The sequence below is a fragment of the Cupriavidus sp. 10L43_2 genome (genome assembly GCF_056395265.1).
Genome location: NZ_JBFTJE010000025.1, coordinates 23549 through 48788, shown reverse-complemented (window position 1 = coordinate 48788; position 25240 = coordinate 23549). Strand labels below are relative to the sequence as shown.

Annotated in this window: 24 protein-coding genes; 9 read left to right on the top strand and 15 right to left on the bottom strand. The window is 68.5% G+C overall.

From position 1 onward, the window contains the following. Positions 1 to 200 precede the first annotated feature (200 nt). The 3 genes from AC1DEL_RS25710 to AC1DEL_RS25700 are packed head-to-tail and all read left to right on the top strand — an operon-like array spanning position 201 to position 3652. Positions 201 to 1370, top strand: coding sequence for an acyl-CoA dehydrogenase family protein (locus AC1DEL_RS25710; protein ID WP_477126391.1), 1170 nt, complete (start codon positions 201 to 203; stop codon positions 1368 to 1370). A gap of 16 nt (positions 1371 to 1386) precedes the next feature. Next, complete coding sequence (locus tag AC1DEL_RS25705) at positions 1387 to 2769, top strand: MmgE/PrpD family protein (RefSeq protein ID WP_477159214.1); 1383 nt, start codon at positions 1387 to 1389, stop codon at positions 2767 to 2769. Between the two features lie 19 nt (positions 2770 to 2788). Continuing rightward, a complete protein-coding gene (locus tag AC1DEL_RS25700) occupies positions 2789 to 3652 on the top strand; it encodes an HTD2 family dehydratase (RefSeq protein ID WP_092293392.1) in 864 nt (287 codons plus the stop codon). 10 nt (positions 3653 to 3662) lie between these two features. Here AC1DEL_RS25700 and AC1DEL_RS25695 read toward each other — a convergent pair whose 3' ends face one another. The 5 genes from AC1DEL_RS25695 to AC1DEL_RS25675 form a co-directional block, all read right to left on the bottom strand. After that, positions 3663 to 5087, bottom strand: a complete 1425-nt coding sequence (locus tag AC1DEL_RS25695; RefSeq protein WP_477126390.1) for a DUF1996 domain-containing protein — start codon at positions 5085 to 5087, stop codon at positions 3663 to 3665. Positions 5088 to 5214: 127 nt separating this feature from the next. Next, positions 5215 to 6393: a thiolase gene (locus AC1DEL_RS25690; RefSeq protein ID WP_477126389.1), complete on the bottom strand. Its 1179-nt coding sequence runs from the start codon at positions 6391 to 6393 to the stop codon at positions 5215 to 5217. 3 nt (positions 6394 to 6396) lie between these two features. Next, the gene (locus tag AC1DEL_RS25685; protein WP_092293398.1) at positions 6397 to 6804 is read right to left on the bottom strand and encodes a Zn-ribbon domain-containing OB-fold protein; all 408 of its coding nucleotides are present in this window, start codon (positions 6802 to 6804) and stop codon (positions 6397 to 6399) included. A 19-nt stretch (positions 6805 to 6823) separates the two neighbouring features. After that, positions 6824 to 8368 (bottom strand): acetolactate synthase large subunit, encoded by a 1545-nt coding sequence (locus tag AC1DEL_RS25680; RefSeq protein WP_092293400.1) that lies wholly within the window; start codon positions 8366 to 8368, stop codon positions 6824 to 6826. Between the two features lie 75 nt (positions 8369 to 8443). Then, positions 8444 to 9196: a GntR family transcriptional regulator gene (locus tag AC1DEL_RS25675; RefSeq protein ID WP_092293402.1), complete on the bottom strand. Its 753-nt coding sequence runs from the start codon at positions 9194 to 9196 to the stop codon at positions 8444 to 8446. Positions 9197 to 9436: 240 nt separating this feature from the next. On the opposite strand from AC1DEL_RS25675, the gene AC1DEL_RS25670 reads away from it, so the two are divergent. After that, a complete protein-coding gene (locus tag AC1DEL_RS25670; RefSeq protein ID WP_092293404.1) occupies positions 9437 to 9934 on the top strand; it encodes an acyl-CoA thioesterase in 498 nt (165 codons plus the stop codon). 24 nt (positions 9935 to 9958) lie between these two features. Here the strand turns inward: AC1DEL_RS25670 and AC1DEL_RS25665 are convergent, their stop codons facing one another. The 3 genes from AC1DEL_RS25665 to AC1DEL_RS25655 all read right to left on the bottom strand — a co-directional run bounded on the left by AC1DEL_RS25665 (position 9959) and on the right by AC1DEL_RS25655 (position 12422). Beyond that, the gene (locus tag AC1DEL_RS25665) at positions 9959 to 11383 is read right to left on the bottom strand and encodes a sensor histidine kinase (protein ID WP_477126388.1); all 1425 of its coding nucleotides are present in this window, start codon (positions 11381 to 11383) and stop codon (positions 9959 to 9961) included. Positions 11384 to 11612: 229 nt separating this feature from the next. Continuing rightward, positions 11613 to 11816, bottom strand: coding sequence for a CsbD family protein (locus AC1DEL_RS25660; RefSeq protein ID WP_092293408.1), 204 nt, complete (start codon positions 11814 to 11816; stop codon positions 11613 to 11615). 33 nt (positions 11817 to 11849) lie between these two features. After that, positions 11850 to 12422 carry a hypothetical protein gene (locus AC1DEL_RS25655; RefSeq protein ID WP_092294329.1) on the bottom strand — a complete coding sequence of 191 codons (573 nt, stop codon included), beginning with the start codon at positions 12420 to 12422 and terminating at the stop codon, positions 11850 to 11852. 278 nt (positions 12423 to 12700) lie between these two features. On the opposite strand from AC1DEL_RS25655, the gene AC1DEL_RS25650 reads away from it, so the two are divergent. From AC1DEL_RS25650 to AC1DEL_RS25635, 4 genes are all read left to right on the top strand, one after another. After that, a complete protein-coding gene (locus tag AC1DEL_RS25650; protein ID WP_441593667.1) occupies positions 12701 to 13219 on the top strand; it encodes a sigma-70 family RNA polymerase sigma factor in 519 nt (172 codons plus the stop codon). Further along, positions 13216 to 14007, top strand: a complete 792-nt coding sequence (locus AC1DEL_RS25645) for an anti-sigma factor family protein (RefSeq protein WP_092293412.1) — start codon at positions 13216 to 13218, stop codon at positions 14005 to 14007. The genes AC1DEL_RS25650 and AC1DEL_RS25645 overlap by 4 nt, the downstream gene beginning before the upstream one ends. Before the next feature lie 136 nt (positions 14008 to 14143). Continuing rightward, positions 14144 to 15280 carry an FAD-dependent monooxygenase gene (locus AC1DEL_RS25640; protein ID WP_477108583.1) on the top strand — a complete coding sequence of 379 codons (1137 nt, stop codon included), beginning with the start codon at positions 14144 to 14146 and terminating at the stop codon, positions 15278 to 15280. A gap of 40 nt (positions 15281 to 15320) precedes the next feature. Further along, positions 15321 to 16169: an IclR family transcriptional regulator gene (locus AC1DEL_RS25635; protein ID WP_441593665.1), complete on the top strand. Its 849-nt coding sequence runs from the start codon at positions 15321 to 15323 to the stop codon at positions 16167 to 16169. Positions 16170 to 16227: 58 nt separating this feature from the next. Here AC1DEL_RS25635 and AC1DEL_RS25630 read toward each other — a convergent pair whose 3' ends face one another. From AC1DEL_RS25630 to AC1DEL_RS25615, 4 genes are all read right to left on the bottom strand, one after another. Continuing rightward, on the bottom strand, positions 16228 to 18411 hold the full coding sequence (locus tag AC1DEL_RS25630) for a xanthine dehydrogenase family protein molybdopterin-binding subunit (protein WP_477126387.1): 2184 nt from the start codon (positions 18409 to 18411) through the stop codon (positions 16228 to 16230). Next, on the bottom strand, positions 18395 to 18835 hold the full coding sequence (locus AC1DEL_RS25625; protein WP_092293420.1) for a (2Fe-2S)-binding protein: 441 nt from the start codon (positions 18833 to 18835) through the stop codon (positions 18395 to 18397). The genes AC1DEL_RS25630 and AC1DEL_RS25625 overlap by 17 nt, the downstream gene beginning before the upstream one ends. Before the next feature lie 128 nt (positions 18836 to 18963). Then, the gene (locus tag AC1DEL_RS25620; RefSeq protein ID WP_477126397.1) at positions 18964 to 19926 is read right to left on the bottom strand and encodes a tripartite tricarboxylate transporter substrate binding protein; all 963 of its coding nucleotides are present in this window, start codon (positions 19924 to 19926) and stop codon (positions 18964 to 18966) included. Between the two features lie 95 nt (positions 19927 to 20021). Then, positions 20022 to 20876 carry an IclR family transcriptional regulator gene (locus AC1DEL_RS25615; RefSeq protein ID WP_092293424.1) on the bottom strand — a complete coding sequence of 285 codons (855 nt, stop codon included), beginning with the start codon at positions 20874 to 20876 and terminating at the stop codon, positions 20022 to 20024. Positions 20877 to 21247: 371 nt separating this feature from the next. Between AC1DEL_RS25615 and AC1DEL_RS25610 the strand changes: the two genes are divergently transcribed. Beyond that, a complete protein-coding gene (locus tag AC1DEL_RS25610; RefSeq protein ID WP_092293426.1) occupies positions 21248 to 21769 on the top strand; it encodes a MarR family winged helix-turn-helix transcriptional regulator in 522 nt (173 codons plus the stop codon). A gap of 21 nt (positions 21770 to 21790) precedes the next feature. Here the strand turns inward: AC1DEL_RS25610 and AC1DEL_RS25605 are convergent, their stop codons facing one another. Genes AC1DEL_RS25605 through AC1DEL_RS25595 form a run of 3 tightly spaced genes read right to left on the bottom strand, consistent with a single transcriptional unit; the run spans position 21791 to position 25217 of the window. Beyond that, complete coding sequence (locus tag AC1DEL_RS25605) at positions 21791 to 23215, bottom strand: MFS transporter (RefSeq protein WP_477126386.1); 1425 nt, start codon at positions 23213 to 23215, stop codon at positions 21791 to 21793. Between the two features lie 22 nt (positions 23216 to 23237). Further along, positions 23238 to 24194 carry a PDR/VanB family oxidoreductase gene (locus AC1DEL_RS25600; RefSeq protein ID WP_477108580.1) on the bottom strand — a complete coding sequence of 319 codons (957 nt, stop codon included), beginning with the start codon at positions 24192 to 24194 and terminating at the stop codon, positions 23238 to 23240. A gap of 57 nt (positions 24195 to 24251) precedes the next feature. Next, a complete protein-coding gene (locus tag AC1DEL_RS25595) occupies positions 24252 to 25217 on the bottom strand; it encodes a VOC family protein (RefSeq protein WP_477126385.1) in 966 nt (321 codons plus the stop codon). Positions 25218 to 25240: the final 23 nt, after the last annotated feature.

Below are 25240 nucleotides of genomic sequence, written 5' to 3'. Positions count from 1 at the left end.
TCCGATTTGCCGAAGGCGGAGCACGGCGCCCGTGAAGTGCAAGGGTTCCCCCTAATGGGTCCCTGCCCCCCCCGGACCGGCCGGGCCAGATTTCCCAAACCCCCTGGCCCCGCCCCAAAGCCTCGCTTCGGCAAATCCGAATGTCCCCGGCGTGGCCCCTCGGGAATAATGGCCACACTTCGACACGGACCGACATTGCCATGCTTCCCGAACAGGACCAAGACCAGATTTACCCGGAAATCCGCGAAGCCGTGCGCGACCTCTGCGCGGGTTTCGACTCCGCCTACTGGCAGCGGGTGGAGGAACAGAACGCGTTTCCGGAGACCTTCGTCCAGGCGCTGACGCAGGCCGGCTGGCTCTCCGCGCTGATTCCCGAAGCCTACGGCGGCTCCGGCCTGCCGCTGACGGCGGCGTCGGTGATCATGGAGGAGATCAACCGCAGCGGCGGCAACTCGGGCGCCTGCCACGGCCAGATGTACGTGATGGGCTGCCTGCTGCGCCATGGCTCCGAGGCCCAGAAGCAGCGCTGGCTGCCGGCCATCGCCTCCGGCGAGCTGCGCATGCAGTCGATGGCCGTGACCGAGCCGACCACCGGCACCGACACCACCAAGCTCAAGACCACCGCCGTGCGCCAGGGCAACAAATACATCGTCAACGGCCAGAAGGTGTGGATTTCGCGCGTGCAGCACTCGGACCTGATGCTGCTGCTGGCCCGCACCACGCCGCTGGATCAGGTGAAGAAGAAGTCGGAGGGCCTGTCCGTGTTCGTGGTGGACCTGCGCGAGGCCATCGGCAAGGGCCTGACCGTCCAGCCGATCCGCAACATGGTCAACCACGAGACCAACGAGCTGTTCTTCGACAACCTGGAGATCCCCGCCGAGAACCTGATCGGCGAGGAAGGCCGTGGGCTCAAGTACATCCTCGACGGCCTGAACGCCGAGCGCATCCTGATTGCCGCCGAGTGCATCGGCGACGGCTACTGGTTCGTCGAGCGCGCCAGCAGCTATGCGCGCGAGCGCATCGTGTTCGACCGCCCCATCGGCCAGAACCAGGGCGTGCAGTTCCCCATCGCCCGTTCGTTCGTCAACGTGGAGGCGGCCAGCCTGATGCGCTACAAGGCCGCCCAGCTGTTCGACGCCGGCAAGCCCTGCGGCAAGGAGGCCAATATCGCCAAGCTGCTGGCCGCCGATGCCTCGTGGGAGGCCGCCAACGTCTGCCTGCAGACCCACGGCGGTTTCGGCTTCGCCGCCGAGTACGACATCGAGCGCAAGTTCCGCGAGACGCGCCTGTACCAGGTTGCGCCGATCTCGACCAACCTGATCCTGTCCTACGTGGCCGAACACGTGCTGGACCTGCCCCGTTCCTACTGAGATTGCCGAGATTCCCATGTCCGACCAAGCCGCACCGCAATACCCGACGCGCCAGCTTTGCGACTTCCTGGCCCGCCTGACGCTCGACGACGTCCCCGCGCCGGTCATCGAGCGCACCAAGGACCTGTTTCTCGACTGGATGGCATCGGCCATCGCCGGCAAGGACGCGCCCGCCGTGCGCCGCATCCAGGAATTCGCCGCCGCGATGGGGCCGCAGGGCGGCGACGCCGAGGTCTTTGTCGACCGGCGCCGCACCTCGCCCTACTTCGCCGCGCTGATCAACGGCGCCTCGTCCCACGTGGTGGAACAGGATGATGTGCATAACGGCTCGGTGCTGCATCCGGCCGCCGTGGTGTTCCCGGCCGTGGTGGCCGCCGCGCAGGCCGAGGGCAAGACCGGCGCCGAGGTGCTGCTGGCCAGCATCGCCGGCTACGAGGCCGGTATCCGCATCGGCGAATTCATGGGCCGCTCGCACTACCGGGTGTTCCACACCACCGGCACGGTCGGCACGCTGGCGGCTGCGGCGGYGGTGGCCAAGCTGTTTGGCCTGGATGCGGAAGGCATCAACCAGGCGCTCGGCTCCGCCGGCACGCAGGCCGCCGGCCTGTGGGAATTCCTGCGCGACGCCGCCGACTCCAAGCAACTGCACACGGCCAAGGCCGCCGCCGATGGGCTCCAGTCGGCCTGGCTCGCCCGCGCGGGCTTTACCGGCGCCCGGCAGATCCTCGAAGGGGCGCAGGGCATGGCTGCCGGCATGTCGAGCGATGCCAACCCCGCCGCGCTGACCGATGGCCTGGGCACGCGCTGGGCCACGGCAGAGACCTCGTTCAAGTTCTTCGCCTCGTGCCGCCATACGCACCCCGCCGCCGACGCGCTCAAGGCGCTGATGCAGCGCGATGGCCTGCGCGCCAGCGACATCGCCGCCGTCACCGCCCATGTACATCAGGGCGCCATCGACGTGCTCGGCCCGGTGGTGGACCCGCGCACCATCCATCAGGCCAAGTTCTCGATGGGCACCGTACTCGGGCTGGTCGCGTGGTACGCCCATGCGGGCCTGGGCGAGTTCGAGGAGCACGCGCTGCGCGACGCCGAGGTGGCCGCGTTCCGCGACAAGGTCACCATGGAGCTGGACGACGAGATCAACGCCGCCTATCCGCGCCAGTGGATTGGCCGCGTGACCGTGCGCACCAACGATGGCCGCACGCTAGGCGCCCGCGTGGACGTACCCAAGGGTGATCCGGACAACACGCTGTCGCGCCCCGAACTGGAGGCCAAGGCAATCCAGCTCGGCGCGTTCCGGCACGGCGCCACGGAAGCCGAGATGCGCACGATCATCGCGCGCGTCTGGCAACTCGAACAGGCGGCCGACGTGCGCGACTGGCTGCCGTTCGCCCGCTGACAGGAAGGAATCCAATCCCATGACCCAGACCCCCACGCTCGAACAACTGCGCGAATGGATCGGCCGCTCGGAGACGCGCACCGAGACCCTCGCGCCCGAACCAGTCCTCGCGCTGGCCGCCACGCTGGACCTCGATGGCGAAGCCGTCGCCAGCCAGCCCCTGCCGCCGCTATGGCACTGGCTCTACTTCCTGCCGCGCGCCCCGCAACGCGACCTCGGCGCCGATGGCCATCCCGCGCTGGGCGGCTTCCTGCCGCCCGTGCCGCTGCCGCGCCGCATGTGGGCCGGCGGCGAGCTGACGTTCACGCGCGGCCTGCGCGTGGGCGACACGGTGACCAAGACCTCCACCATCACCGATGTGCAGCACAAGTCCGGCCGCACCGGCGAACTCTGGTTCGTGACGGTGGACCACGTGCTGACCGTGGACGGCGAGACCGCGCTGACCGAGCGGCACGACATCGTCTATCGCGCCATGCCCGAGCGCGGCACCCCCCAGCCGCCGCGCCCACGCCTGCCCCACACGGCGCAGTTCGGCCGCACGCTGCAGGCCGATCCGGTCATGCTGTTCCGCTTCTCGGCGCTCACGTTCAACGGGCACCGCATCCACTACGACCTGGACTACGTGCGTGACGTGGAAGGCTATCCCGGGCTGATCGTCCACGGCCCCCTGCAGGCCATGCTGATGCTGGAACTGCTGCGGCACGCCCGGCCTGAGGCACGGGTGGCGCGCTTCGGCTTCCGTGGCGTGGCGCCGCTGTTCCATCAGGACACGGTGAGCGTAGGCGGGCAGGACGACCCGGAGCGCGATGGCCGGGTCATCCTGTGGACCGGCGACGATGCCGGCGGCCAGGCCATGCAGGCCTGGGCCGAGGTGGCGCGCTGAGCCAGCGCGCTCAGAGCGGATTCAATGCATAGAGGTACAGGATGGCGCCGTTCGCGCCCTCCTTGCTGTCGAACTTGAAGCCGTTGCCGGACGGGTTGCCACGGATGCAGAACGAAATGGTGTCGTGGCCACCGGCAATGGCCGTCTTGACCAGATCCGTGACGTTGAAGTACCGGTAGTGCTTGGCCGTATCCAGGTGTAGCGTGGCGGACGGCCCGCTGCAGGTCGGCGCGTTATGGTTGTTGATATGGTCCTCGTGCCAGTTGGTCGCCGTGCTCTGCGCACTGATGATGGCCGTAGCATCCACGCCGCCGCCCCAGATCATCAGCCGGTACTCCGGCGTGAACTCGGGCGGGATCTCCACGGCGCCCTTCGGAATCGGCATCATGATGTAGATCTTCGATTCCGGCTCGCTGCCGACCGCACGCTGGGTAAACAGCGATGCCTCCTGCCCGAAGTTATCGTTCGCGGTCTCGCCGCCACGGACGGTGGCATCCGCGGTAGGCCGGGTGAACGCATAGGCCACGGTGCGGGAGCAGGAACGGCTGAGGTTCAGGCAGTATTCAACGATGTACCGCATCGCGTCTTCGGTCCAGCCATTGAAGAAATCGGCGTGGGCCGTGTAGATCGAGCCCCAGTTCAGGCTCTCCACATTCCCGTTCTTGTCCAGCGTCGGGTCCATCGAGAGCTGCGCGTCCGTCAGATCCCTCACATCACCAATCTGGTAGGCGAGATTGAAGCTCAGGTGCGGCAGCGGCACGGGGTAGTCCGTCGGGCAGACCCCGTCGGCGTTGGCATAGGCGATGTTGTTCCGGCCGCTTCGGAACGGATGCAGGTGCACCCCGTCCCAGCAGTTCGGAAACGCCAGCGCGATATTCAGCTGGACGTTGCCATTCGCGTCCGGCACGCAATCGTTCGGGGGCGTGCGGGTGTAGCCCTTCTTCGATCCCGTGCAGAGGAAGTTGACCGCCACGCTGGGCCCCGTGCCACGGTGATCGCCGGCCAGCATCTGCAGCCCGGGCGGAATCACCGTAACCCGCCGGTGCGTGTTCGCCGGGAAGGCCCGGTTCTGGTAGTAGGTCTTCTGGTACTGGGGCGCCACCACGCGCCCATCCGGCAGCTTCAGCGAAGGCGCCCAGTAGGACGTGTTGTCCGCCGCGTTCTCGCAGGTGGAACTGTGCTCCGTGTACAGGTCTTCCGCCGTGGTGTTACCAGTGGTAGTGGTATGGCCGAAGAAGTCATGCGACATCGCGATCCCCGGCTTGCCCGGGTAGATGATCGGATCGTCCGGCAGGCGGTGCGAGTACGTGCAGCTGACGTTGGCGGCCCCCTCGCCAATCGCCTCGCCGCGCGCACTTGGGGCGCCGAACCACACGGCGGCCAGCAACACGCCGCCGCAGAGCACCGCGATCGAGTAATACAGGCGACTTTTCATGATGGAACCCCCCTCGCTGTGTGGATGCGAAGGATGTTCCCGCCATGGTCCCGACGGGACAATGGACGATGATGGGTCATCCCTCACCGCGTGTGGGGTCGCCCCCCGCACGGGTGAGGGACGCCGGTCAGAGCGCCGCCGCCGTACCCAGCAGCGCGGTGGACTGGCTGGACAAGGTCCCGCCGTTGCCGTGCACGAGCGCGATCTCCGCCCCCGCCACCTGCCGTTCGCCGCACTCGCCGCGCAGCTGCCGCACCGCCTCGATGGTGATGAACATGCCGTACATGCCCGGATGCACGCATGACAGGCCGCCACCGTTGGTGTTCACCGGCAGCCGCCCGCCCGGGGCGATGGCCCCGCCGCTGACGAACGCCCCGCCCTCGCCCTTGGCGCAGAAGCCCAGGTCCTCGAGGAACAGGATCGTGTTGATCGTGAAGGCGTCATAGAGTTCGAGCACGTCCACGTCGGACGGCTTGAGCCCCGCCATCGCGAAGGCCCGGGCGCCGCTTTCCTGCGCCGCCGTCACCGTTACGTCCGGCATCGACGAAATCTGCCGGTGCCAGGTGGCCGTGGCGTTGCCGAGCACGTACACCGGCGGCTTGGCCAGCGACTTCGCGCGGTCGGCCCGCACCATCACGTAAGCGCCGGCGCCATCGGTCACCAGGCAGCAGTCGCGCACCGAGAGCGGGTCGGACACCATGCGGGCGCCCAGCACGTCCTCGATGGAGAGCGGGTCGCGCATCATCGCCTCGGGGTTCATCCGCGCCCACTGGCGCGCCGCCACGGCCACCTCGGCCAGCTGCGTGCGCGTGGTGCCGTACTGGTGCATGTGCCGCGCGGCGGCCAGCGCGTAGGAGGTGATCGGCGCCAGCGGCTGGTAGGGGTTCTCGTACGGCTGCGGGTCCAGCACGGCGCGCACCTTGCCGATGCCTGCCCGGCCCACCGTGGAGGTGCGCTGGTTGCTGCCGTAGCAGACCAGCACGGCGTCGCAGAGGCCGGCTTCCAGCGCCATCATCGCGGGCAGCATGTGCGAGACGAAGCTCGAGCCGCCGATCATCGTGCTGTCGACGAACTTCGGCTGGATGCCGAGGTACTCCGCCACCGGCATGACCCACATGGTGGCGCCGACGCTGGCCGTGGCGATGCCGTCGATGTCGCGCATCGACATCCCCGCATCCTTCACGGCCGCCTTGGCCGCCTCCACGAGGATTTCCATCTCGGTCTTGCCATGGGCCTCGCCGAGGCCGGCCTGGCCCACGCCGACAATGGCCACGCCACCGCGCAGGTGCGATCCGTTGCTTGCCATGGTTCAGCCCTCCCCAACCAGATCGAACACGACCAGCGCCGGTTCGGTATCGCTCTTTGCCGGCGCCACACGCGCCTTGACGCGCATGCCGATGCGCACCTCGGCCGGGGCGATGCCCTCGACCCGGCTCATCATCCGCACGCCTTCGTCCAGGTCCACCAGCACCACGTTGTAGTCGCCGCCCGCGTCGGGCTTGCGGCGCACCACGCTGGTCGAGTAGACCGTGCCGGTGCCGGCGGGGGTGGTCCAGGCCAGCGCATCACCGCCGCAGTGCGGGCAGATATTGCGCGGATAGAAGACATGGCGATGGCAGCCCCCGCAAAGCTGGATGCGGAACTGGCCGGCGGCCAGCGCCTCGGCGTACTGCTTGTCCGGACCGGGATCGGTCACGGCAGGAATGGATTGCGGCATGGGGTCTCCGGAAGGCGGGTCAGATCACCAGTTCGATCAGGAACGGGCCCTTGCGCTGGTTGGCCATCGCGAAGAGATCGGCAAAGGTTTCCATGTTGTCCGCGCGCGCGGCCTCCACGCCCATGCCGTTGGCCATCTTGACCCAGTCCAGGTCCGGATTGCCGAGGTCGAGCATGTCGAGCGCGGTCTTGCCCGGGTTGGCGCCCACACCGGCCAGCTCACCCAGCAGGATCGCGTACTTGCGGTTGGCCAGCAGCACGATGGTGACGTCGAGCTTCTCGCGCGCCATGGTCCACAGCGATTGCAGCGTGTACATGCCCGAGCCATCGGCCTGCAGGGCCACCACGCGGCGGTCCGGTGCGGCGATGGCGGCGCCGGTGGCCAGCGGCAGGCCGGCGCCGATCGCACCGCCCGTCAGTTGCAGCCAGTCGTGCGGGGCGGCGTGCACGGTGCCCGGATAGAAGGCGCGGCCGAAGCTCACGCTCTCCTCCACCACCACGGCCTGCTCCGGCAGCAGCGCGGCCAGCGTCTGCGCCACGGCCTCGGAGGTCACGGCGCCCTTGGCGGTCTCGCGCGGCACCTGGGTGGCGGCAGCCGGCAGCGCGGCGTTGCGGGCACCCAGTTCGTCGGCCAGCCGGGCCAGCGCCTCGGCCAGGTCTTCCTCGGCACGGGCCAGCACATGGATATTGGCGTCCTCGGGGTACGGGCGCGGCGACTGGCCCGGGTAGGCGAAGAACGTCACCGGCGCCGGCGCACCCACCAGGATCACGTTGCGGATGCCGGCGAGCTTGGCGCGCGCGACATCGCCCGAATACGGAATCCGGTCGACGGCCAGCCGGCCCCGGCCACGCGTGACGCGGGCGTTGGACATCGGCGTGATCAGGCGCGCGTCCGTGGCGGCGGCGATGCGGTGCGCATCGGCCAGCGCGGCTTCGCGCAGCGCGCTGCCGGCCAGCACGATCAGCGTGGGCTGGCCGCTGCGCAGYACGCGCGCGGCGTTCTGCACGGCGTCCGGGGAAACCTTGGGCACCGGCAGCGCCGGCAGCGGCGCGGCCACCTGGCCGCCGGCATCCCAGCACACGTCTGACGGCAGGATCAGGCTGGCGACACCACCCGGCGCGCCGCGCGCAGCCTGCACCGCCACGGCGGCGTCAGCCCCTACCGAGGCGGCACGGGTGGCCGTGCGCGTCCACACGGACACCGGGCGCGCCCAGCCTTCGGTATCGGCGGTCAGCGGCGCGTCGAGCGGCCGGTGGTAGGTCGCCTGATCGCCAATGATGTTGACGATGGGCGTCTGCGCGCGCCGTGCGTTATGGAGATTCGCCAGCCCATTGGCGAGGCCCGGGCCGCAGTGCAGCAGCGTGGCGGCCGGCTTGTCGGCCATGCGGGCGTAGCCGTCAGCGGCGCCGGTCACCACCCCCTCGAACAAACCCAGCACGCAGCGCATGCCGGGAATGCGGTCCAGCGCGGCCACGAAATGCATCTCGCTGGTGCCGGGGTTGGCGAAGCAGGTATCCACGCCGCAGGCCAGCAGCGTCTTGACCAGGCTTTCCGCGCCGTTCATCGGGGATTGGGTCGTCTCCATGTCTCGGGTTCCGTTCGGGTTATTTGTTGAGTGGGATCTGAATAATGTGCGGCATCAACCACGTGATGCCAGCAAGTCGAAATCTAGGCAGACGAATTCCGTCGGGAACTCGATGCGCGCGTAGTACACGATCACGTCGTCCACGCAGGCGAAGCGGCGCAACTCCGCCACCGGCGCGCCGACTGGCAGCTCCAGCGCCTTGGCGGCGTCGCCGCCGGCCGCCACGATGGACAGCCGCTGGCGCGCCGCCGAAACCTGGAGGCCGGGAAAGCGGTCCAGCACCGGCACCGAGGCGCCCTGGCGGAATGCCTCGGGCTCGCGCGCGAACACGGCTGCTTCTATATAGACCTCGCCCACGGCGAACGGCCGGCCGTCCAGCCGATGGGCGCGATGCAGGAAGTGATAGGCGGCGGCGCGGCGGGCGTCGCACGGCATGCCGAGGTCATCCGGCAGCGGCACGTCGGCGGTGGATTCGACGATGGCCTCGGTGGACAGGCGATCGCCCACGGCCACGGCCTGATCCCAACTGGTCGGCAGCGCCAGCGGGCGACGGTCACGCCCTGCCGCCTTGACGAAGGTGCCCCGCCCGCGCGAGCGCGCGACCAGCCCTTCGGCATCCAACTGGGAGATGGCGTGGTGCATGGTCATGCGCGCGACGCCGTATTCGCGACACAGCGCCTCGAGTGACGGAATCTGCTCACCGGGCCGCCATGCGCCGCTCTCGATCTGCCGGCGGAAGATCGTGGCGAGCTGGAGATAGACCGGCTCGCGGCTGCGGGAGAGAAGTTGGGCGGCGGCGTCGGACATGCGCGGCGCGAGATGCGCACTAATAAGATAAGGCGACTTTATAAAAGTCTAGTTGGCTAGACTACTAGGGTTTACGGCAAACCCCTTCCTCTCCCCCTTATCTGGCGCCGCTCTCGCGTGTGTTTACCCCTCCACGTCCGCCCATGGCCGGTGACAAAGCCCCGCAGAATGCCTCCATGCCCCGCGCGACGCCGGGGCGGGCGTGGCTGCCGCTTTGCAGCCATCTAAAGGAGTCATTCCATGTTGATGCGAGACGTGATCCCGCAAGTGCTGAACCGCGGTACGGCCCTGCTTGGCCAGGACGTACTGGAGACCCCGCCTCAAAAGACCTTCCACCATGCGATCGACATCTATCTCAAGGATTCGAATGCGTTCATGAACACTTACTTCGCCCGGTACTTCGAATGGCAGGGCATCTGCCGCGAGCGCTGGTTCCACGAGTGCATCCACGGCAACCTGCTGGCCGCCGGCGGCGTGTTCGTGACCAAGCGCGCCCACCAGGAGTACGTGGAGGAAACCTTCCCGTTCCAGCGCGTGGACTGCTACCTGAACACCTTCCAGGTGCGCCAGTGCTCGGCCTACCTGCTGTTCCGCTTCTGCGTGGAGGGGCGGCCGGTGTCGCTGGGCTACCAGCAGATCGTGTTCGCGGACCGGGACAAGCGCATCACGCGCTTCCCGAAGGAAATCATCGACAAGGTGAAGGAATACGAGCTGGTGCTGCCGCCGCTGACTAACTGATGAGTCGCGCGCCGTCGGGCTGGTTCAGCCGGTGGCGCGCGTGGGGAAGGGGCTGTCCGGCTCCACCGTGGCGTGGAAGCGCGGCAGCCGCAGCGTGAAGGTGGTGTGCACGCCCGGCACGGACTCACAGTCGATGCGGCCGCCAAACGCCTCGGCCACGCGACGGCAGAAGGCCAGCCCGAGGCCGTTGCCGCTCCCGTGCGCCTTGGTCGAGAAGAACGGGTCGAAGATACGCGGCAGCACATCGGCGGGAATGCCCGAACCCGTATCGCGGCAGCGCAGCAGGTAGAAGCCGCCCTCGGCCGCGCCCGAGATCTCGATCCCGCCCTCGCCCTGCGCACGCACGGCGTAGAGGCCGTTCTTCAGCAGATTGAACAGCACGTAGACCAGCAGCGTGTCCGAGCCGACGAAGCGCCAGCCGGCCGGCATCGGCGCCAGGTGCACGCGCTCGCGCTCGCCGGGCTGGAACGGGTAGCGCGCCAGCGCCGCCTCCACGCAGGCCGCCAGCCCGTGCGGGGCAAAGCTGCGTCGATCCACACGCTCCAGCGTGACCGAGGCCAGCGCCATGTCGATGACCGTGCTGGTGCCATCCACCTCGCGCGTGATGCCCTCCACCACCGTGCCCATGCGCTCAAGCTGCCCCGGCCGCAGGCGATCTTCGATCAGCCCGTGCGCCACGGCCAGCCGGTAGCCCTCGATGACCTGCGGGAAGGTCCGCGCCATCTCCTGCGCCTGCATGCGGATGGTGGCCAGCGGCGTGCGCACCTCGTGCGCCACGGTGGCCGCCAGCGAGTACGGATGCATGAGGTTGTAGCGCACCACGGTCACGGCGAGGATGCCCAGGCTCAGCGCGATGCACACCACGCCCGGCGGATAGAACGCGTAGCCGTAGTTGACCGCGTAGTCGACCGCAGCCAGCGAATAGAGGCCCAGGCTTACCAGACAGAGATTGAAGCGGCGGCGGCGCTCCACGGTGGCATTGGCGCGCGCCACCCAGAGCAGCCATGCGCACCGGCACGCCAGCACCGCGGTCTGCGCCACATGCAGCGGATGCAGCGGCCCGGCCTTCGGATAATCGCCAAAAAACAGGGTGTAGTAGCCGGACACCACCTGGCTCGTGGTCAGCAGCAGCACGGCGAGGATCAGGCTCAGGCCGTATGAGGCCAGCACGGCGGGCCGCTCGCGGCGGCACTCGGTGACCTCGCAAATAAACTGATAGAACGTGGTCGGCAGGAACAGGATGAACAGGTAGCCGACCTTGGCGAGCACCACCGCCACGTCCGGGTGCGTGGCCTGGAACAGGAACGCCCAGGTGCCCTGCCACGCGAAAGTGGTCACGCACATCAGGAAGAACGCCGCCGACACGCGTGTCACGCCCTGGGTCACGAGCACATAGAGCCCATACCCAAGGAAGATCGCGGAAACGAAGGCGGGAAGGATCGCGTACATGCACAGCCGCGATGCGCGCGGCGCAGCAGGAGGGACCGCCATGGTACGGCGTGCGTGATCTGTCCGCACTAAAATTGGCTGTATTCAGACCTAAGCCGCGCTGAATTCGCAACGGTTACGGCCCTGCCCCACCGAAGGGGAATGGTGCTCCGTGGGGAAACAAAAACGGCGGGACTGATCGTCCCGCCGTGCGGAATGCCTGCCGGCATCGCTGCCGGCCCGTGCTGGATTACCAGCGCGTGTCGCGTTCCCAGGCCTTCAGTTCTTCCTCGGTGCGCTCCTTGGTGTAGCCATAGCGCTCCTGGATGCGGCCAGCGAGCTGGTCCCGCTTACCGTTGATGACCGTGAGGTCGTCGTCGGTGAGCTGGCCCCACTTCTCCTTGACCTTGCCCTTGGCCTGTTCCCACTTGCCTTCGATCTGGTCCCAATTCATGTACCACTCCTGTTGGCTATCCGACGGATTGGATTACTTGGCGTACTTGGCCTTCACGTTGGCCTGGCACTTGTCCTTGGCATCGCCGGACATCGCATCGCACTTTTCCTTGTCAGCCTTGTAGGCGGCGTCCACGGTGTCCTTCTTGGCGTCGGCGCGGGCTTCGGCCACATCGGTGCTGGTGCCCGTGGCGGCGGCCTTCTCAGTCTTGGCCGGGGCCAGGTTACGTTCGTGCGTGGCCTTGGCTTCCTTCACGCACACGTCCTTGTCGTTACCCTTCTTGTCGTCGCACATTTCCTTGGCGACGTCGTAGTCACGGTCGGCCTTGGTCTTCATGGCCTTGGCGTGGGCTTTCTCGGTGCCGTCGCGCTTGGCTTCGGCGTTGGCCTTGGCCACGTCACGGTCACGCTTGGCTTCGGCCTTGCAGACGTCCTTGGCGTTGGCCTTGAGGCCATCGCACTTGCTGCTGGCCGCCTTGTAGTCCGCATCCGCCTGCTTCGTGGCGGCGTCGTAGTCGGCTTTGGAGCCGGCCTGGGCGTAGGCGACGCCTGCCGGGGCGGCGAACATCATCGAACACATTGCTGCGGCAAGCCACTTTTTGGTCATCATGTCGTGCTCCTTTTCTTGGTGGATCCTTTGGACGGAACCCTGTTCTAGCCACACGCTGCATCACACTCGCTGCGTCATGGCCACGCTGTACTTGCAGGTTACGTTTCCCCACCAGATCGAAGCAGAAGACCGCTGCTGAAATGTACGTAAGACAATTCCGACACTTCACATTTTTATTCAGTGGCGATGGAATAAAGTCGGGCATGGCGGGAATAAGCGCCCATGCCGTTCGTCTTACGCTGCAAGCGGTACAAGAACTTTTCCGGACACTCGCCATGAGCCAGACCTTGACCGACGACGCCCTGCGCGAAGTCATTCCGCGCCTGCGTCGCTTCGCCCTCACGCTGACCCGGCAGGAGGCGAGCGCCGACGACCTGGTGCAGGCGTGCCTGGAGCGCGCGCTGTCGCGCGGCGCCGCCCGCCACCACGACGGCGACCTGCGCGCATGGTTGTTCACAATCCTGTACCGCCAGTTCCTCGACGGCCAGCGCCGCGCCAAGCGCTACGCCGGCGTGCTGGCGCTGTTCGGCGTGGGTGACGATGCCGACATGGCGCCCTCCACCGAGGACGTGGTGCTGGCCCGCTCCGCGCTGCAAGCCTTCAACCACCTGCCGGCCGAGCAGCGTGCGCTGCTCACGCTGATCACCGTGGAGGGCCTGACCTACCAGGAAGCCGCCGATACGCTGGGCGTGGCCATCGGCACCATCATGTCCAGGCTGTCGCGCGCCCGCAAAGCCATGCGCGACATGACCGAAGGCCAACCCGCCCGTCCCACCGTCCAGGTCCTGAAATGACCATCCACAAGACGACCCAACACTCCCTGATGCCCGCCGACGCCGAACTCCACGCCTATGTGGATGGCGAACTCGACACTGCGCGCCGCGCCCAGATCGACGCGCTGCTGCCCACGCACCCGGACCTCGCCCGCCAGATCGACGCCATCCGTGCCGCCGCCCAGCAACTGCGCGCGAGCCTGCCGGAGCCCTCCCCGGCGGACACCCCGGCGCGGCTCGACCCCTTCCGCATCCGCCGCACCCTGCGCGACCGCGCGCAGCGCCGCATGGCCGTGGCCGCCTCGCTGGTGATGGCGCTCGGCATCGGCGGCGTGGGCGGCTGGCAGACCCGCGAACTCGCCATGCGCCAGAACTATCTGCCGATGGCCGACGCCGTGCAGGCCTACCGCATGTTCGCGGCCAGCGAGGGGCCGCAGGTGGTGGATGTGAGCGCGACCGATCCGCGCGCGCTCCAGTCCTGGCTCGACCGTCACTTCGTCCAGCCCGCCCCGCTGCCCGATTTCACCCAGTACGGCTTCCGGCCCGCCGGCGGGCGGCTGATGCCGACCGAGCAGGGCACGGCGGCGATGGTCCTGTACCGCAACGACCAGGGCCAGACCATCGTCTATTACGTACGGCCGCCGGGCAACCTGCTGCGCTTCGGCAACGGCAACCGGCAGGACGGCAACCTGCTGGCGCAGTACTGGCGGCAGGGCCGCTACTCCTATGCGGTGGTCAGCCCCACCGATACGCCGGTGACGCGCACGCTTCAGCAGGCGATCGAACCGTCACGCCGCGATGCCACCTAAATAGATAGCTCGATTCCTCGCTTGACGGGGCGCGCCATGCTCAATATTCTTTTTATGAACTTGTCGTTCATATTTGAACATTTCATTGAGCAGCCGGCCGACGCGTAACGCATCGGCCACAAGACGGAGCGCCCCCATGGTTTCAGGAAAGATCGGCATCAACGGTGCCGGCATCGGCGGACTGGCCGCCGCCATCGCCCTGCGCAAGCTCGGCATGGATGTCGTGGTCTACGAGCAGGCGGCGCGGTTCGCGCGTGTCGGCGCGGACATCAATCTCACGCCGAACGCGGTGCGCGCGCTGGACGGCCTGGGCGTGGGCGCCGCGCTGCGCGAAACGGCGGCCCGGCCCACGCACCGCATCAGCCGCACCTGGGACACCGGCGCGGAAACCTCCCGCCTCGCCATGTCGGACGAAGCCGAGCAGCGCTACGGCGCGCCGCAGCTCACCATGCACCGGGGCGACCTGATGGCCGCGCTGGAAGCCGCCGTGCCGGGCGCCTGCGTGCGGCTGGCGCATAAGGCCACCCACATCGCGCCGAAGGACGGCGGGCGCGGCGCCACGCTGCGCTTCGCCAACGGCAATACCGAGGAGGTGGACGTGCTGATCGGCGCCGATGGCATCCACTCGATCGTCCGCACGGCCCTGCTGGGCGAGGAACACCCGATCTTCACCGGCGTGGTGGCCTACCGCGCCGTGGTGCCGGCGGAGAAGCTGGCCGGCGTGCCCAATCTCGGCGCCTTCACCAAGTGGTGGGGGCCCGAGCCGACCAGCCAGATCGTGACCTTCCCGCTCAATCGTGGCCGCGAGATCTTCGTGTTCGCCACCGTGGCGCAGGACAGCTGGCGCAACGAGTCCTGGACCACGCCGGGCCGGGTCGAGGACCTGCGCGCCGCCTACGCCGGCTTCCATCCCGATGCCCGCGCACTGCTCGACGCCTGCGACGACGTGCTGATCTCCGCGCTGTACGTGCGCGACCCGCTGCCGTCCTGGTCGACCGGCCATATCGCGCTGATGGGCGATGCCTGCCATCCGATGATGCCGTTCATGGCGCAGGGCGCCGGCATGGCCATCGAGGACGGCGTGGTGCTGGCGCGCTGCCTGGCCGAGGCCAGCGACGACACCATCCCCGAGGCGCTGGCGCGCTACCAGGCGGCCCGCCATGACCGCACCAGCCGCATCCAGATCGGCTCGCGCGGCAACGAGTGGCTCAAGGCCGGCGGCAACGCGGACTGGGTGTACGATTACAACGCCTGGAACGTGGCGCTCGGCTGATCCTGCCTGCACCCGTTCCGTTTTTCTTTTCCACGTGCCGATGCCCAAGACCGCCGCGCCAGACGACTCCCTCGACAACCCCAATGCGTTCGATAGCGACGATGCCAGCGGCGCGTCGCAGGCGCTCGTGACCCCGGTCATGCGCGGCCTGCGGCTGCTGCGCTTCATTGCCGAAGGCGGTTCGACGGCCAATCTGAGCGAGGTGGGCCGGCGCATCGACGTGAACCGCGTGACGGTGATGCGCCTGCTGGCCACGCTGGAGCACGAGGGCATGGTCGAGCGGCTGCCGCAGGGCGGGCACACGGTGGGGTTCTCGTTCCTGAAGCTGGCGTCACGCGTGCTGGCGGCGAACGACCTCACCACCTTCGCGCGGCGCGTGCTGGCGCAGCTGAGCGGCTCACTGCAACTGTCGGCCTATCTGGCGGTACCGGACGGCGGCCACGTGCTCTACCTGCTGCGGGACATGCCCAACACCGGGCTGGTCAGCAACATCCAGGTCGGCAGCCGCGTGCCGGCGCACCTGACCACGCCGGGACGGATGCTGATTGCGCACCTGTCGCCCGAGGCGCTGCGCGAGCGGCTGGGCGATGACCCGCTGCCCACCGTGACCGGCCAGAGCCCCGCCACGCACGCCAGGCTGGCGGAGATCCTCGGCGCGGACCTGGAGCGCGGCTGCGCGTGGAGCTTCTCGGCCTTCGAGCCGGGCATCGACGCCTGCGCCGCGCCGGTGATGGATGCCACGGGTGACGTGATCGCCGCGATCAGCGTGGCCGGCCCGCAGCAGCGCTTCGAAGCGGACGGCACGCTGCGCGAACGGGTGGAAAAGGAAGTGAAAGCGGCAGCGAAGGACCTGTCGGCGCTGCTGGGGTATCGGGCGGGCAAGCGCTAAACGGCTTCGGGATACGCCGCCCCTCTCCCCCGGCCCCTCTCCCGCTAGCGGGCCACCGTCAAGCCTCCAGCTTCATCGGCATCGACCTGCGCCGGGCCTTGGTCGCCAAGTACAGCGCGTGCGCCACGGCGGGCGCCACCGGGCCGAGCGACACCTCGCCGCAGCCCTGCGGGGGCCGGTCGCTCGGCACGATCACCACGTCGATCTTCGGCATCTCCGCCAGTTGCAGCAGCGGATAGTCGTGGAAGTTGCTCTGCTGCACCACGCCCGCCTTGAACGTGATCTCGCTCTTGAGCGTGTTGGTCAGCGCAAAGCCGATGCCGCCCTCGATATTGGCGCGGATCAGGTTCGGGTTGATCGCCCGCCCGCACTCCACCGCACAGACCACGCGCCGCACCCGGAACGCCTTGCCGCTGCGCTCCAGCTCCAGCGCCATCGCCACATAGGTCTGGAACGCCTCGCCCCGCCCCGTGTAGAGGTTGAACGTGAACCCGCGCGACACCCCGGGCGCCGGCTTGCGGTCCCAGTTCGCCGCCTTGGCCGCCGCGTCCAGCACCCGCAGCGCCAGCGGGTTGTGCGCCAGCAGCGCGCGGCGGTAGCGGTACGGGTCCATGCCGGCCGCGTCGGCCATCTCGTTGACGAAGCTCTCCAGCATGAAGATGCTCGACGTGGAGCCCACGCTGCGCATGAAGCTGACCGGAATCGGCTGCTTCATGTCGATCATGTCGACCTTCAGGTTGGGCACGCGGTAGACGCAGTCGTAGAGCGCTTCCAGCATGGTCTCGTCCCAGCCGCCCTGCTTGGCCATGCGCTCGGCCTTGATCACGCCGTAGAGCGACTGGCCGGTCAGCCGGGCATGCAGCGCGCGCGGCAGGCCCTTGTCGTCGAGCACGGCGCGGAAGCGCCCCGACACCCCGGGCCGGTAGAAACCATGGCGGATGTCGTCCTCGCGCGAGCGGATGACCTTGACCGGCTTGCCCACCGCCGCCGAGGCGCGCGCCGCGTGCACCACGAAGTCCGGCAGGAACTTGCGCCCGAAGCTGCCACCAAGGAAGGTGGTGTGGACGATGATCGTCTCGGGCTTGCGCTGGTAGAGCTTGCCGAGCGCGTTGCGCACGAAGTCCTGGCCCTGGATCGGCCCCCAGACCTCGATGGCGTCCTCGCGCACGTGCACGGTGGCGTTCACCGACTCCATCGTGGCGTGGACGATGTACGGCGTGTGGTAATCGGCCTCGACGAGCTTGCCGCCGGCGGCCAGCACCGCGTCCGGGTCGCCCAGCTGCGTCGCCACCACGGCCTCGGGGGCGCCGAGCGCGGCCTGGCGCGCGGCCAGGATCTGGTCGCTGTCGAGCGACCTGGACGGGCCGGGATCGACCTCCAGCTCCAGCGCATCGGCGCCCTTCTTGGCGAGCCAGTAGCTCGTGGCGACCACGATGGCCGCGTCCGGCGCCTGCACCACGGCCTGCACGCCCGGCATGGCCTTGACGGCTTCGGCGTTGCGCAGGCCGGTGACCTTGCCCGTCACGGTGGGGGCGAACTTCAGCGCGCCGTACAGCATGCCCGGCACCTTCACGTCGATGCCGAATTCGGCGGACCCATCGACCTTGGCCGGGGTGTCCAGCCGCTGCAGGTCCTTGCCGATGAGCTGGTGCGCGGCTTCGTTCTTGAGACGCGGCGTGGGGTTCAGCGGCAGCTTCGCCGCCTCTTCGGCCAGCTCGCCATAGCTGAACGAGCGGCCCGTGGCGCCGTGATAGACGCGACCCTTCTCCGTGTAGCACTGGCCCGGGCGCACCTGCAGGCGCTTGGCGGCGGTCATCACCAGTACCTCGCGCGCCTGCGCGCCGGCCACGCGCAGCCGCTGGTAGAACAGCGTGGCGGACATCGACGCGCCAACGAACTGCTGCGGCTCCTCGTACGCGGCGCCGGTGCGGTAGGCGTCCCGGCCGGTCACGAAGGTCACGGCCACCTGCTGCCAGTCGGCGTCCAGTTCATCGGCCAGCACCTGCGGCATGCCGGTATAGACGCCCTGCCCGCACTCGCACTGCGACAGCCCGAGCGTGATCTTGCCGTTCGGCTCGATCCAGATCCAGTCCGTGATCTCGTGCGTGCCGTGCGGGCCGCTGTCCACGGTGCGGGAGGCCAGCGCCGGCAGCGGAATGCAAAGCGCGCCGGCCAGCGCCATGCCGCCCTTCAGGAAGCCGCGCCGCGCGGGGCTGGCGATGGGGTTACTTTGCGGCAGCATGAACGGCCTCCCGGATGCGGTGGTAGGTGGCGCAACGGCACAGGTTGCTGACCGAGGCGTCGATCTCCTTGTCGGTGGGGTGCGGATTCTGCTTGAGCAGCGCCGTCACCGCCATGACCATGCCGGACTGGCAGTAGCCGCACTGCGGCACGTCCTTGGCGATCCACGCCTGCTGCACCTTGGACGAGCGGTCCGGCGAGAGCCCTTCGATGGTGGTGACCTTGCGGCCCGCCACGCTGGAGACCGGCGTCACGCACGACCGCTGCGCGTTGCCATCCACATGCACGGTGCAGGCGCCGCATGCGCCGATGCCGCAGCCGTACTTGGTGCCGGTCAGGCCGGCGTCATCGCGAATCACCCACAGCAGCGGCGTATCGCCGTCGCCGTCGAAGCGGGTCGCTTTTCCGTTCAACACAAAATCCATGATTGCCCTCGCTCGTGCAAGAAGTCACGCTGAAATGACGGCCGCAGGCCACCCTGCACGGCGCAGGGTGCGGCCAGGTACGACTGGGTTGGAAACTTGGGGAGGGGCGTCTGAGGGACGCCCGGAGGCTATTCCGCCGTGATGTGGTACGTGCGGATCAGCGTGGCCCACGCCGCGGTGTCGTCGCGGATGCGCGCGGCCAGGGCGTCGGGGGTGCTGGCCACGGGCTCGAGGCCCTGGCGCTTCAGGTCATCGCGCACGCTCGCGGTGGCGAACAGCGTACGGACATCGGCGGCCAGCGCATCGGCCAGCGGCTGGGGCGTGGCGGACGGCACCAGCAGGGCGTACCAGGAACTGACGTCGATGCCGGGCATGCCCTGCTCGGCCAGCGACGGCACGTCCGGCGCCGCCGGGGAGCGCTTCGACTGGGTGACGGCCAGCGCGCGCAGCGCGCCGGACTGGATGAACGGCGCCAGCGTGGGCCACGTGCCGAACAGCACGGGCACCTGCCCGCCCACCACATCGGTCACGGCCTGGGTGGTGCCTTTATAAGGGACATGAAGCATGGTCACGCCGGCCTTGTTGCGGAACAGCTCGCCGGCCAGATGCAGGCCGCTGCCGACGCCGGGGCTGGCGTAGCCGAGCGGCGACTTCGCCTGATCCGCCTGCTTCGCCAGCGCGATCAGTTCCGGCACGGTGCGCGCCTTCACCGCCGGGTTCACGGCCAGCACGTTGGGCGAACTGGCCAGCAGCGAGACGGGCCGGAAATCGCGCGTGACCTGATAGGACAGCGCGGGGAACAGCGTGGGGTTGATGGTCAGGTTGCCGGCCGGCACCACCAGCCAGGTGCAGCCATCGCCCGTCGCACGGCGCACCGCGTCGATGCCGATATTGCCGTTGGCGCCGGGCTTGTTGTCGACGACCATCGTGGCGGCCTTGCGGTGGGGTAGCTGCTGGAGCCCCTGCGACAGCGTGCGTGCAAGCTGGTCGGCCGGGCCGGCGGCCGGGAACGGCACCACGATCCGCACTGTGTGACAGGCCGGGGCGGCCTGTGCCATACCCGCTGCTCCCATCGCCACCATCACCACCATCGGCAGCACTGCCGCCATCCCCATCCACCGTGCTTTCCTCATGCCAGCCCCGTTCCTTCCGTGATTTCGCCATCCGCCGGGGCATCAGCCCGGCGTCATTCGTTGGCCACCCTGCCCTGCAGGGTCGGCCGGTAATCCAGCAGGCGCGACAGCTCCCCTGCCGCCTCGCGCACCTTCTCGACCATCGAATCGAGCAGCGCCGGATCGATCCGGGCTGCCGGGATGGTCGCCCCCAGCGCCGCCACCACGCGCGTGGTGCGGTCACGCACCGGCGCGGCGATGGTCGAGATGCTGGCCTCGAAGAAGCCTTCGTGCAGCACGTAGCCGCGCTGGCGGTCACGCTGCACCATCTCGTACAGCTCTTCCACGGTGCGCGGCGTGCTGTCCGAGTACACCTCCAGCCGTGGCTCCGGATACAGCTCCCGCAGCGCCTCCAGCGAGAGGTCTTCCAGCAGCACGCGTCCCAGCACCGTGGCATGCGCCGGCAGGCGGGTGCCCACGTTCACCGTGCTGGTGAACGGCCGCGCCGCCACCGACTTGGCCACGTACACGATCGACCGGCCATCCCGCACCACCAGGTTGCACGGGTAGTGGATGTCGTCGCGCAGGCGGTCCAGCAACGGCCGGCCCAGCTCGGTCAGCTCCAGCGAGGCCAGGTAGTCGAAGCCCAGCCGCAGCACCGCCATGCCGAGGCGGAACTCGCGCCCACCGTCGGTCCGCTCCACGAAGCCCATCATCTCCAGCGTGGCCAGCAGCCGGAACACCGTCGAGCGCGGCACCTTCAGCCGCCGCGCCAGCTCCGCCGCCGACAGCGTGCGGTCCTTGCTGCTGAACTCGCCCAGCAGCCTGAGCCCGCGTTCGAGCCCCGGCACGATGTACTTATCTTGTGTGTCCTGTACTTCCTGCTGCGTTTCCTGCTGCGTTTCCTCTCTGGGAAGGTCCTGGTTCATGGTCTCTCTCTGCGTAGCGTTCGGTCCTGCCGCCGGCTTTTCGCACTTCAGCCGGCTGGCAACGGATCCGTATAACATGCGGCGTCGCGCACAGCACGAGCCCCCGCACGTCTCCACTCCGAACCCTAGCAGATATGTTTTATCTATGAAACCCGGATTCACATCAGGAACGAATTCAGATTAGGGCGACTTTGTTGATGACTCAACTTAAGTTAATCCCGGATTGACATAGCCCTTGTGATCTGTCGTGTTTTGCTGCGTGGTACAAAGTTGCGGGCCCCGCCAGCTGTGAGACAATCGCCGCCGGTTTCCGGCCGTCTTGCGGCATCCCGCGACATTCCGCGGCATCCTTTCCCGCCTTCCACTTCGCCATGTCCAGCCCCACCTCCGCACACGAACAAGCCACTCCGGCCGCAGATCCCTGGTCCCAACTCGACGAGGCGGGCACGGGACTGACCGTCAACGACTTCCTGACGACGATGTTGAGCCAGCTAGTGACGGCGCTGCGCAGCAGCGTGACCGAGCCGTACGCCACGCAGTTCGAACTGACCGTGCCGGAATGGCGCATGCTGGCGCTGCTGGCGCATGGCAAGGAGCTGTCCTTCGCGGAGATGGTCAAGCAGTCCACCTCGGACAAGGCGCTGGTCAGCCGCACCCTGCGGCTGCTGGAGGACCGGGGGCTCGTCACACTGGAGTCGGAAGGCAGCACGCCGCGCCGGCGCCTGATCTGCCGCATCACGCCCGCTGGCGAGGCGCTCCATGCGCAGGTGATTCCGCTGGCGCAGCGCGGGCAGGCATCGGTGATCCGCCTGCTGACGCCCGAGGAGCGCCACGGGCTGTACACGGGCCTGCGCAAGCTGCACGGCATCTGCACCGGCGCCGGCCGCGACTGACCCCCTTCAGCGTTGCCGAGGCTAGGCCTCCAGCGCCTCCAGCACCTGACCCTTGGTCTCGATGCCGAGGAAGAACACCGTCACGGCGGCCACTAGCGGCACCACAGCCAGCCCGTAGAACGCCAGGCTCAGGTTGCCGCTGCCGATGGTGCTGGCGATCAGCCCCGGGGCGAAGATCGCCGAGATCTTGAGCCACGCGCCGCCCAGCCCGCAGCCCATGGCGCGGATGCTGGTGGGGTACAGCTCCGGCGTGTAGACATAGGCCGTGATGAAGCCGCAGGCCAGGAAGCCCATCGCCAGCGCGCAGAACGTGGCCACCACGTAGACCGTGGAGGCGTGGAACACGCCCGCCAGCACCAGCGACACCGCGCACAGCACGAAGGACACGTTGATCACCGGCTTGCGGCCCACCTTGTCCACCACCATCGCGCAGATCAGCGACCCGACCACGCCCAGCACCGAGGCGCCCGCCGCGAGGTTCAGCGCCAGTTGCAGCGGCGCGTGGTAGACGGTCTTGTAGACCGTGGGCAGCCACGTCGACAGCCCGTATTGGATGAAACCGCAGGTCGCCCACAGCATCCACACAGCCAGCGTGCGGCCGATATAGGCGCGGCCGACGAGGTCGCGCACGCGGCGGCGCGGGTGGCGGGCCGCCATGGCGTCGAAGGCCGAGGTATCGCCCACTGGTGGTAGCGGCTGCTTGGCGCGGGCCTCGAAGGCGCTCAGCGCCGCGTCGGCCTCGCCCAGCCGGCCCTTCTCGGCCAGCCAGCGCGGCGACTCGGGAATCAGCTTGCGCAGCACGAAGAACAGCACGATCGGCACCCCGCCCAGGAAGTACATCACCTCCCAGCCGTAGCGCGGCACCAGGAAGGCGCCCATCGCGTTGGACACCATCAGCCCGATCGGGAACACCACCTCGTACAGCAGCACGAAGCGGCCCCGGCCATGCGCGCGGGTGACCTCGTTGATATAGGTGGCCGCCACCGGCAGTTCGCCGCCCAGCCCCAGCCCCTGGATGATGCGCAGCAGCGCGAAAATCTCGAACGACGGCGCGAAGCCGCAGGCAATGCTCATCAGGCCGATGATGCCCGCGCTCCAGCCCACCGAACGCAGCCGGCCAAAGCGCTCGGCCAGCGCCGGGAACAGCAGCGCGCCGACCAGCTGGCCCACCGAGGGCGCCGCGATCAGGAAGCCGATCTGGCCCGGCGTGAGCGACCAGTTGGCGATCAGCAGCGGCAGCGTGGCCGCGATGGCGATCACGTCGAAGCCGTCGAAGAAGGTGGCGAGGCCGATCAGCAGCCGGGCGCGGATATGCATCGCGTTGCCGGGCATCCGCTCGATACGGGCGATGATCTGGCCGCGCGTAACGGCGCGGGGGTTGGCCTGGGGGTGTGCGGGGGCCGTGGCGCTGGCTGATGCCGCGCCGTCTACGCTATCGATATACATCGGTGGGGGTTTCCTCGGCGGCTCAGAGATCCAGCACGAGCCGCTGGCCCTTGCATCCGGATACGCACACCATCATGGTGTTGTTGGCGGCGCGCTCGCTGTTGCTGAGCACGCTGTCGCGGTGGTCAGGGCAGCCGTCGAGCACGGCGGTCTCGCACGAGCCGCACACGCCTTCCCGGCAGCTGTACTCCATTGCCACGCCGGCTTCCAGCAGGGCATCGAGCAGCGACTTGCCGGACGGCACGCGCACGTTGGCGCCCGTGCGTTGCAGCGTGACGCTGTACTCGCCCTCCTGCACCGCCTCGGTGGCCGGGTCGGCGGCAAAGCGCTCGATGTGGACGTTGGCGTAGCCGTGGGCCGCGCAGGCGGCCTCGAAGGCGTTGAGCATCGGGCCGGGGCCGCAGCAGTAGAAATGCGTGCCGGCCTCCTGCCCGGCCAGCATCGCCTGGAGGTCCGGCGGCGCGCCCTGCTCGTCATCGAAATGGAAGCGCACGGCGTCGCCATAGACCGACAGGGTGTCGACGAAGGCCGCCTCCTCCCGCGAACGGGCGCAGTACACCAGCGTGAACGCCCGGCCGCGCTCGGCCAGCCGGCGCGCCATGCAGACGATGGGCGTGACGCCAATGCCGCCGGCCACGAGCACCGTGTGCGCGGCATCCTCGTCCAGCGCAAAGTGGTTGCGCGGCGTCGCCACGGTGAGCGTGCTGCCCACGCGCAGCTGCTCGTGCACGAAGCGCGAGCCGCCCCGGCTGTTGCGGTCCTGCAGCACGCCCACGGTGTAGCGGTCGCGCGCCTCGGGCGCACCGCACAGCGAATAGCTGCGCACCAGGCCGTTGGCCAGGTGGAGGTCGATATGCGCACCCGGGCTGAATTCGGGCAAGGTGGCGCCGCTGGGGTCGCGCAGCTCGATGCTGACCACACCGCGCGCCTCGAACCGCATGGCCTGCACGCGCATCGTCAGGGATTGACTGGCACTCATGACTGCTTCCTTCTCAATGCTTGCCTCGCCAGAGGCAACAGCGACTTCAACACCGATTCAACGCTTTTCCGTGAGGAACTTGCCCTGCGGGCCGCCGGCGTTCTTCTGCCGGCGCGTATTGCCGTCGATGCCACCCTCGATGGCCCATTCGGCGAACACGGTCGGGCCCGGCTCGAACGCGCGCGGCTCCCAGTGGGCGTCGAGCTGGTCCTCGTCGGCGTAGTACTCGATCAGGCCGCCGGCCGGATTCTTGAAGTACCAGAAGTAGGCGGACGAGATCGGGTGGCGGCCCGGGCCGAGCTGGGTGTCCCAGCCCGTGCGGGACATGTGCATGCCGCCGCCGAAGACCTCGTGGATGTCCCGCACCGTGAAGGCGACGTGGTTCAGGCCGCGCTTGGGCTGCGGCAGCTGCAGCAGGAACAGGTCGTGGTGGCCGCCCTCGGCCGCGCAGCGCAGGAAGGCGCCGCGCTCCGGATAGTTGTCCGACTGCACGAAGCCGAACTTCTCCACATAGAAGCGCTCGGTGGCCTGCACGTCCGTGACGAAGAACACCACGTGGCCCACCTCGATCGGCGCGGCGCGCTCGTAGACCGGGCTGCGCTGGTTCAGGCGCGGCTTGTCGTTCCACGTGTTCATCACCGCGCATTCCACCTCCACCTCGCGCTTGCGCGAGACCTGGAAGCGCACGGCCAGCCCGTTCGGGTCGGTGCAGCCCACGCGCGCGCCGTCCTGCTGGCGCACGAAGGTCGGCTCGGCGCCGATGGCATCGGCAATCGCCTCCAGCGACGCCTGGTCCGCCACGCCCCACACCACCTCGCGCAGCGTGGGGCCGTCCTCGATGGCCGGCGCCAGCGCCGGATCGGCGATCTTGCGCACCAGCACGCGGCAGCCGTTCAGCGTTTCGAAGTCCAGCGCCTCGGCGTCGTCGCGCTTGACCGTGAGGCCCCAGTCGCTGAAGAAGCCTCGGCACGCGTCGAAGTCGTCGGCGCCGTAGGTGATTTCGTCGATTCCCAATACCTTCATCTTGCTTCTCCGTCCTGCCGGTT